Raw genomic sequence first — 2,640 nt, 5'->3', positions numbered from 1 at the left:
TTTCAGGCAAACGCCGCTAAATCATCCGGCTGAGACAGCTTGACTGTTCAGATAACGCGCCGAAATGGCGGGTGCCTTCGTTTGTGCCTCGCTCGGTATCGTGCCGACCGTGCGCCACGCTGACTACATCGGTTCCTGGCTGGAGGTGCTGCGCGAGGATAATCGCGCCGTCGTCCGTGCGGCGAGCGCGGCATCGAAGGCCGCCGATTTCCTGCTCGGCTTTCTGCCGCCCGCGATCGATTCCGTGGTTGGGGGCAGCGAGGAAGCTGCATGACGGATCCGCACGCTGTGCCCGTATCTGTCCTCAGTTGATGCTGCGCGTCAGAGAGTGAGAGGCGTGCCGGCTTGTCTGTGACGGGAAGGAGGTCGGGAGAGAGTCTTTCGGCCGCCCGTCATGGAGAATCCGACATGGCATGCGTCGTCCAGAAGATCAAACTCAGTCCCTCCCGCGATATTCCCTTCAACAAGCTGGTGCTGAGCCAGTCCAACGTCCGGCGCGTAGAGGCCGGCGTCTCGATCGAACAACTGGCAGAGAGCATCGCTCAGCGCACGCTGCTACAAAGCCTGAGCGTTCGTGCGGTCGTTGACGCCGACGGCCAGGAGACCGGTATGTTCGAGGTGCCCGCCGGCGGACGCCGTTACCGCGCGCTCGAACTGCTGGTCAAGCAGAAGCGTATGGCGAAGACGCAACCTGTCCCCTGTGTCATCCGGGATGGCGGTATCGCCGAGGACGATTCCCTCGCCGAAAATGACGAGCGGGTCGGACTGCATCCGCTCGATCAGTTCCGCGCGTTCAAGCTGCTACATGACGGCGGCATGAGCGAAGAGGATATCGCCGCGCGGCACTTCGTCTCGCCGGCGATCGTCAAGCAGCGCCTTCGTCTGGCGTCAGTCTCGCCGAAGTTGCACGACGTCTATGCTGACGATGGTATGACACTCGAACAGTTGATGGCATTCTCGGTCACGTCCGACCAGGCGCGTCAGGAGCAGGTCTGGGACAACATCAGCAGATCCGGCAATGACGAGCCATATCAGATCCGGAGGATGCTGACGGAGAACACCGTGCGCGCTTCCGACCGTCGCGCCCAGTTCATCGGACTGGATGCCTACGAGCAGGCCGGCGGCGCCGTGATGCGGGATCTGTTCGCGCACGACGATGGCGGATGGTTGCAGGATGTGCCGTTGCTTGATCGTCTCGTTACCGAAAAACTCAAAGTCGAGGCCGAAACGATCGCCAAGGAGGGCTGGAAATGGATCTCAGTCGCCGTGGACTTTCCCTACGGCCATGCTAGCGGCATGCGTGAGCTAGAGGGCAAACCTGTCGATCTCTCACCTGAGGAGCAGGCCACCATCGACGCCCTCAACGCCGAGCAGGCGAAGCTTGAATCCGACTACCAGGATGCCGACGAATTGCCCGAGGAGGTCGATCAGCGTCTCGGCGAAATCGAGCAGGCTTTGATGGCATTCGAAGACCGGCCGGTGCTCTACGATCCGACAGAGATCGCCCGAGCTGGTGTCTTCATCAGCATCGATTCCGAGGGACGCCTTTCCGTGGACCGGGGTTACGTCCGGCCAGAGGACGACGTGCCGGCAACTGATGCTGATATCGAGCAGAGCGCCGATCCGTCGTCGACCGGAGGGCAGGAGGCAGGTGCTTGCATTCGGCGAGCGGTGATCGCGGTTGCAGGCAGCGCTGCTGATGCCGACGAAGATGATGAGGATGCGGCCAAGCCTTTGCCGGATCGGCTCATCACAGAGCTGACGGCGCATCGTACGCTGGCGCTGCGGGACGCGCTGGCAGAAAGTCCTGCGATCGCGTTCCAGGCAGTGTTGCACAACTTTGTGCTGACTGCCTTTTACCGGTTCGCATCATCAGGAAGCTGCCTTGAGATCGGGCTTCACACGCCGACCTTTCCCGCCCAAGCCCCTGGCTTAAGGGAAAGCGCGTCCGCGAAGGCCGTCGAGGCGCGGCATGAGTCCTGGAAAGCACGGCTGCCGAAGAGCGAGAAAGATCTGTGGGACGCACTCACAGCCCTCGATGGCGGTGCGCAAGCGTCTCTGTTCGCTCACTGTGCGTCATTTGCGGTCAACGCCCTCTATGAGCCGGCCAACCGCTACAATCAGGGTCGCGTCTCCGCTCACGCCGTCCGCACGCGGCTCGACCAGGCCGACGTGCTGGCCCGCGCGGTGGGCCTCGACATGGTCCAGGCTGGCTGGAGACCCACTGTCGACAATTATCTCGGCCGGGTCACCAAGCCTCGCATTTTGGAGGCGGTGCGGGAGGCAAGGGGCGAGTCTTCCGCGCAGCTGATCGACCACCTGAAGAAGGCCGACATGGCCAAGGAGGCCGAGCGCCTTCTCGATGGTTCGGGCTGGTTACCGGAGCCGCTGCGTCTCGTCGACCCCGCCGCGTCGCCAGCGGAAGAGGAGGGTGAAGCGGGTCCGCTGCCCGATTTCCTCGCCGACGAGGAGGAAGGGGAGAACGCCGGCGACGATGATCCGCAACAGCTCGATGCGGCTGAGTGACATCACAGAGCGGGATGGCTCCGGCTGTCCCGCAGTTTTGGGGACCGGTGCAGAGCGCCTGAACTTCCTCCGAATGAGTGGACACCTGTAGTAGGCTCGTTGAGCCTGGAGGTG

The 2,640-nt window shown here is 62.7% G+C and carries 1 protein-coding gene and 1 pseudogene; both read left to right on the top strand.

Annotated elements, in window-relative coordinates:
* Positions 1 to 58: 58 nt before the first annotated feature.
* Positions 59 to 274 (top strand): annotated as a pseudogene (locus AX729_RS36580) (zincin-like metallopeptidase domain-containing protein); the annotation flags it as partial.
* 134 nt (positions 275 to 408) lie between these two features.
* Positions 409 to 2,526 (top strand): ParB/RepB/Spo0J family partition protein, encoded by a 2,118-nt coding sequence (locus tag AX729_RS36575; RefSeq protein WP_021075705.1) that lies wholly within the window; start codon positions 409 to 411, stop codon positions 2,524 to 2,526.
* Positions 2,527 to 2,640 lie beyond the last annotated feature (114 nt).

Source organism: Bradyrhizobium sp. CCH5-F6, assembly GCF_001556045.1.
GTDB lineage: Bacteria > Pseudomonadota > Alphaproteobacteria > Rhizobiales > Xanthobacteraceae > Bradyrhizobium.
The sequence above is the reverse complement of the archived record's forward strand: the minus strand, read 5'-3'. Positions and strand labels throughout refer to the sequence as shown.

Bases quoted from the DNA above. Each gene is read 5' to 3' on its own strand.
- AX729_RS36575 (WP_021075705.1), top strand. From the start codon at position 409: ATGGCATGCGTCGTCCAGAAGATCAAACTCAGTCCCTCCCGCGATATT.